We start from the raw sequence: 6,818 nt of genomic DNA, 5'->3' as shown, positions 1-6,818 counted from the left end.
CTCTGAAAGGAGACTCGTTATGAAGAGATTGCCAATAGGAATAAGTGATTTTAGGTATTTAATAGAGGAAGACTATTATTATTTTGACAAGACAAATTTCATTGATGAGATTATTAAAGATGGCTCTCAAGTAAAACTTTTTACTAGACCAAGAAGATTTGGGAAAACATTGAATATGTCGATGTTAAAATATTTTTTTGATATTAAGGAAGCAAAAGAAAATAAAAAACTTTTTAACGGACTGTATATAGAAAATACAGAAAGTTTTAAAAGGCAGGGGCAATATCCTGTTATATATATAAGTTTTAGGAACATGGAAGAGGTTAGCTGGGAAAATTCTCATATTGCAATTAGACAATTAATAAGTAATATGTATGATGAATTTAAATTCATAAGAGAAGATATGGATGAAAGAGAATTATTTTATTTTGATAATGTCTGGTTTAATAAAGATATAGCAGATTGGAAAGGCTCATTGAAGTCGTTGACAAAATATTTGTATGAATATTATGGGAAAAAAGCTGTTGTGCTAATAGATGAATATGATACGCCGATAATTCAGGCTTATCAGGAGGGATATTATAAACAGGCAATTTCTTTTTTTAAGAAGTTTTATGGAGATGCAATGAAAGATAATGAATATTTACAGTTTGGAATTATGACTGGAATATTGAGAATTGCAAAAGAAGGAATTTTTTCAGGGTTAAATAATTTGAAGGTAAACAATATCTTTAGCGAAAAATATTCAGAGTATTATGGACTTACTGAAAATGAAGTTGTTGAAGCTGTGAAATATTATGGGCTGGAATATGAGATGGAAGATGTCAGGGAGTGGTATGACGGTTATCAGTTCGGAGAAACTGAAATTTATAATCCGTGGTCGATTATTAACTTTTTGGATGAAAAAAAATTACGTCCCTATTGGATAGGCGTTTCAGGAAACAAGACAATATATGATTTATTAGGAAAAGCAGATAAAAAAGTAATAGAAGATTTGGAAAAACTTTTTGTGGGGAAAACAGTTTATAAGGCAATAAATGAGTATATGGAATATGTATTTAATGCAAGTGATATATGGGAATTATTTTTGTACAGCGGATATTTGACAACCGATGGGGAGAAAAAAGGGGAACTCTATCCATTACGGCTTCCAAATAAAGAAATACAGACTTTTTTTAGAAAAATTTTTATAGATAGATTTGTTGGAAATTATACACAGTTTTCAAATATTGTAGAAAATTTAAAAAATGGAAAAATAGAAGAGTTTGCAAAAGGGCTTCAAGATGAGGTACTTTCTTCGCTTAGTTATTTTGACACGGAAAAAGATGAAAAGTATTACAAAATATTTTTAATTGGAATATTTATAATACTTGCAAATGACTACATTAGACTATCAGAAAGAGAAAGTGGCTATGGAAGGGCAGATTTAGTTTTAGAACCTAAAAATAAAATAAATCCAGCGTACATATTTGAATTTAAAGTTGTAAATAATGAAGACAAGCTGGAAAATTATGCAAAAACTGGATTTGAGCAGATAAAAGAAAAAGAGTACGATGTGGAATTAAGAAATAGAGGAATAGATAAAATTGTCTGTGTTGGACTCGCGTTTTATAGAAAAAAACTTAAAATGAAATATGAAATAATGAAGTAAAATTATAATTAACTATTATTCAGAAAGAATAAGGCAATAGGAGTTAAGTTGCTGAATGTATATTGTAAAAATGGAATTATAAGTTATTAACATTTAATTTTAAAGAAGAAAAATAAAAAAGGAAGTGTAATTTAGAATGGCAGTAAGCGGAATGAAAAAAAATTATTCCTATTTGTTTGGGATATTGACAATTGTGACGTATTTTATAGGATTATTACTTGTAAATCGTGGGCTTGGATTTACAAATGTGGCTGTGATTGTTTGTTCAATGATAATATATTATGTGGCAAATGTATATAATATGACTGGAATTTACAGATTGAGGGATATTATAATTATTGTTGGAATTAATTTTATACTTGTTGTAATTACAGCGTTTTTACGGATTTTTATTGTAAATGAAGCAATAATTCTGTTCGGACTGATTACAATGTTTCAGATTATATATCGTTATATTATAATTGTAGGACTTTCAGAACGAAAAAGAGTTGTTTTTGTTGGAGAAAATGGATATACAAATGATTTGTTGGAGAGTATAAAGAAAGACCGTCAATATAAATTATCGGACTTTTTAAAAGAAGAAAAAAATTTGAGTTCTTTGACAGAAAAACTGTTAACTCTATGTGAAAATAAAAAAGTTGATATAATTGTAGATTTTACAAGCAATCTTTTATACGATACTAAACTTGTGGATAAGCTGTTACAGTACAAACTTGGTGGAATGCAGTACTATAATTATTTAGAATTTTATGAAATGTATGAGAATAAATTGCCAGTTTCAAACTTGAGTCCAAAATGGTTTTTGGAAAATACAGGATTTGAAATTTACTACAACAGTTTTAACTTGAAAGCTAAACGTATTCTTGATATAATTTTTGCACTTTTAATCGGAGTTTGTGTAATTCCAATTATGATTGTTGCTGCAATAATAATAAAACTGGAATCGAAAGGGCCAATATTCTTTATACAGGAAAGAATTGGGGAAGGAAACAAGCCGTTTAAAATAGTAAAATTTCGTTCAATGACGACTGATGCGGAAAAAGATGGACCAAAATGGGCTACAAAAAATGACAATCGTGTCACAAAATTTGGTAAATTTATGCGTCTTACAAGAATTGATGAATTGCCGCAATTGTGGAATGTTCTACGTGGAGAAATGAGTTTCGTAGGACCACGTCCAGAAAGAGAATTTTTTATAAAGCAGTTAGAAAAGGAAATTATGTACTACAATCTAAGACATACTGTAAAACCAGGGCTTACTGGATGGGCACAAGTTATGTATCCGTATGGAGCGAGCATTGAAGATGCTTACAGAAAATTGCAGTATGACTTGTATTATATAAAAAATCATGATATTTTGTTTGACATGAAGATATTGTTAAAGACAGTTACGATTGTAATTTTTGGAAAAGGGAGATAGGATAAAATTAAAACAGGAGAGAAAAGATGTACTTAAAAGCATTGGAGCTGACAGGGTTTAAATCGTTTGCAAATAGGACTGTTGTGGAGTTTGACAATGGGATTACTTCGATTGTTGGGCCTAACGGGAGTGGAAAGAGTAATATTTTGGATGCGATTTTGTGGGTTTTGGGAGAGCAGAGTTATAAAAATATACGGGCAAAAGAGAGTTCGGATATTATTTTTTCTGGCGGGAAGAATAAGAAGCCAAAGTCTATGGCAGAAGTTAGTCTTATTATTGATAACGGAGATAGATATCTGGATGTAGATTTTTCAGAGGTTAAAATTACTCGAAGGATTTTTAAGACGGGAGAAAATGAGTATCTTATAAATAACAAGAAATCTAGACTTAAAGATATTCATAATCTTTTTATGGATACTGGGATTGGAAAACAGGCTTATTCTATAATTGGACAAGGGCGTGTAGAGAGAATTATTGGATCTTCTCCGAAGGAATTAAAGGAAATTATTGAAGAGGCGGCGGGAGTAAAGAGGGCTAAAATTGAAAAGGAAGAGTCTGAGAAAAAGCTGCAGGACTTAAAAAATGAAATTGAAAAAATTGAATATGTAGAAAAAGATTTAAAAAAACGTGTTGATTATTTAAAAAATGAGCAGGAAAAAGCTAGACTTTTTAAAGCGTACACAAAAAAAATTGATGTACAGCGGTTTATGATTCTTGAATACAATGTTAATGAGAAAACTTCATTAAAATATGAATATGAGGAAAAAAGTCAGGAAATAAAGGAAGAACTCGAAAAAAATGAAAATAATTTTTCAGAAAAGCAAGCTGAACTTGAAAAAACGAATGAAATAAGAAAAGAATTGTACGAAAATCTGGAAAACCAGAAAAATGAAAACAGCGAAAACTTTAAGAATATGGAAATTCTGAAAGAAGAATATTCAAAACTTGTAAATCAGAATTCTAACTTAGAAACCGAGGCCAATGAAAAAAATAAAAGAAAAAGTATTTTGGAAAAAGATATTGCTGAAAAAGAAGAACTTCTGAATAACTCCAGAAATGAGCTTGATTTGATAACAAGGGAATTGGCTGTGAAGGAAGAAGAAAAGGATAAATGGGAGGCTAAAGTTGGAGAACTCAAGCATAAATGCGATAAAATTACAATTGAGTTAAAAGAACGAACGCAAAAGAATTCTAATTTTGAAGTGGATAAGATAAAAGTCGCTGGAGAAAATGAAGACCTTGAAAAAAGAGTTCAAGGGGCAAAAAATGAAAATAAAAGACAAATTGCCGAAAGAAATGATGTAGAAGCTGAGTTTAATAAAATAAATAAGGAAAAACAGACGTTTGAAATTCAAAAGTCAGAAAAGGAAAAAGAAAAGCTTGAAAAAGAGCTGAAAATAAAAAAACTTAACGAAAAGATTGATGAACTTAGAAAAGAATATGCTGAAATAAATAAGCAAAAAAATGAAATTAGCTACAAACTTGAAAGTTTTGAAGTTAAACATAAGGCGATAGCTAGTGCAATTGAAAAAAATGAGACTTTTAACCGAAGTATAAAACATATTTTGAATGAAAAAATTGATGGTGTAATTGGAGCCTTTGTTAACTTAATTGATGTTCCATCGGGATTTGAGGAAGCAATACAGACTTTGTCTGGTGGAATGTTTCAGGATATTGTAGTAAGAGATAGTGAAATTGGAAAAAAATGTATTGAAATTCTGAAAGATAGAAAACTTGGAAGAGCTTCGTTTTTGCCAATTGAAAATATTCGAATTTCAAGAATGAATGAATTTTTGCCAAAAATTGAACAAGTTTCACTGCAAAAGAGTTTTCAAAATAAAATGTCTCAAGATGAAGTTCAAAATATTATTTTAAGTACAAAGGGGAAAAATGGAATTATTGATTTTACAAGAAATATTGTAAAAGTTGATAAGAAATTTTTGAATGAAGATGTAGAAAAAGTTATTCAGTTTGTGTATGGAAATTCGGTTGTTGTGGAAAGTCTGGAAGTTGGGACAGAGCTTTTGAAAAAAGGATTTAACGACAGAATTGTTACGCTTGAAGGGGATATTATCACTTCTCGTGGAAGAATGACTGGAGGGCATTCATTTAAGGGTAAAGATGAAATTCTTGAGCGAAAAAAGGAATTGAAACATCTGGAAAGTGAAATTGAGAAAAATAAAAAGAATTTTAAAGAATTTGAAAAAAAATTATCGGAAATAGTTTTGGAAGCTGAAAAAATTGAAGCAGAAAGAACAGAAGCAGAAAAATTATTTGAAAAATTTAAAAATGAATATCAGGAATTTAATGAAAATTATGACGATTTTAGCATAAAATTTAACCGAAAACAGCGAGAAATCAATACTCTGAACTATGAAATTTCTGAAAATGAGAAATTTATTTTGGAAAAAGAAAAGAAAATAAAGGAAAATAGAGAACTAATTCAGAATATTGAAAAATATATTGAAGAAAATAATCTGAAAATAAAAAATCTGAATGAAGAATTGAAAAAATTTGAAAATATTGATGAATTTATTCAGAAATTGAATGAGGCAGATAAAGATTATGAAATATTGAAGGTTCGAACTGATAATAATAAAAATCGTTTTATAGAAATTGAGTCTGATTACAAGAAACTTTTAAGTGAAAAGGCAGAACTGGCTGAATTTGAGAAGAAAAGAGAGAAATTAGGAATTGAACTTTCTGAAAAACTTCTACATAAGAAGTCTCAAATTGAAAAAAATGAAAAAATAAATGAAAATATATTGAATGAAATCAAGGAAGTTGAGAAAAAAATACAAGAAATTGAAGGAAAAGAAAGAAAATTAATTAGCGAAATTAAAGACATTGAAGTAAAAATACTGGAAAACAAAAATAATTATGAAAAAATTGTTGAAAAAATTACACGTAATGAAAGTGAACTTGAGTTCCAAATGGCTGAATTTAAAGAGCTTGAAAGCGAAGAAATTCTAGAAGATGAGGAATATTTTGAAATTGCTGATGAAGAGGAACTTACGGAAACAAGAAGAAAATTGTCATCAAATGAGAGAAGCCGTACAGACATTGGAGCAGTCAACCTTGCCTCAATAGATGAATTTGAATATGAAAATGGGCGATATCAGGATATTGTAGTACAGAAGAAGGATTTGCTGGAAAGCCGTGAAACATTGTTTGGATTTATTCGTGAAATTGAAGAGGAAGTTACAAATAAATTTTTTATAGCTTACGAGCAGATAAACAAGAATTTTCAGTATATGTGTGAAACTATCTTAAATGGAGCAAAAGGAATAATCAAAATGACAGACCCTGAAAACTTGCTTACTACAGGACTGGAACTGAGTGTAAAATATAAAAACAAGCCAGAGCAGACTCTTCTTCTTCTTTCTGGAGGGGAAAAATCAATGCTTGCAGTATCATTTATAATGGCAATCTTTATGTTCAAGCCAAGTCCATTTACTTTCTTTGATGAAATTGAAGCAGCTCTTGATGAAAAAAATACAAAGAAAATTGTTGAATTATTGCATCAGTTTATTGATAAATCGCAATTTATATTAATTACTCATAATAAGGAAACAATGAAAGGATCTCACAGACTTTATGGAGTTACAATGAATAAAGAAATTGGAGAAACTAAGATTGTTGCAGTTGATGTGTAATTTAATAAACTTTTTTACTGGAAATTTTTTAATATTTTTGATAAAATATAGGTAAAATTAATAATTTAAGATATATAGAAATTTTAGTTTA

3 protein-coding genes are annotated in these 6,818 nt (G+C 29.2%); all 3 read left to right on the top strand.

The genetic code is table 11. The features are described from left to right. Positions 1 to 19 precede the first annotated feature (19 nt). The 3 genes from Q0370_RS11500 (at position 20) to smc (ending at position 6,727) form a co-directional block, all read left to right on the top strand. The gene (locus tag Q0370_RS11500) at positions 20 to 1,651 is read left to right on the top strand and encodes an AAA family ATPase (protein WP_299575859.1); all 1,632 of its coding nucleotides are present in this window, start codon (positions 20 to 22) and stop codon (positions 1,649 to 1,651) included. A gap of 136 nt (positions 1,652 to 1,787) precedes the next feature. Then, positions 1,788 to 3,071 (top strand): exopolysaccharide biosynthesis polyprenyl glycosylphosphotransferase, encoded by a 1,284-nt coding sequence (locus Q0370_RS11495; protein ID WP_299575857.1) that lies wholly within the window; start codon positions 1,788 to 1,790, stop codon positions 3,069 to 3,071. A 26-nt stretch (positions 3,072 to 3,097) separates the two neighbouring features. Beyond that, a complete protein-coding gene (smc, locus tag Q0370_RS11490) occupies positions 3,098 to 6,727 on the top strand; it encodes a chromosome segregation protein SMC (protein ID WP_299575855.1) in 3,630 nt (1,209 codons plus the stop codon). Positions 6,728 to 6,818: the final 91 nt, after the last annotated feature.

The sequence above is a fragment of the uncultured Leptotrichia sp. genome (genome assembly GCF_938036635.1).
GTDB lineage: Bacteria > Fusobacteriota > Fusobacteriia > Fusobacteriales > Leptotrichiaceae > Leptotrichia > Leptotrichia hongkongensis.
Note: the sequence above shows the minus strand (reverse complement) of the source record. Positions and strands in the feature narration are given on the sequence as shown.

What these genes read in the sequence shown, in the direction of transcription:
- Q0370_RS11500 (WP_299575859.1), top strand. Translation starts at nt 20, where the DNA reads ATGAAGAGATTGCCAATAGGAATAAGTGATTTTAGGTATTTAATAGAG.
- smc (WP_299575855.1), top strand. Translation starts at nt 3,098, where the DNA reads ATGTACTTAAAAGCATTGGAGCTGACAGGGTTTAAATCGTTTGCAAAT.
- Q0370_RS11495 (WP_299575857.1), top strand. Translation starts at nt 1,788, where the DNA reads ATGGCAGTAAGCGGAATGAAAAAAAATTATTCCTATTTGTTTGGGATA.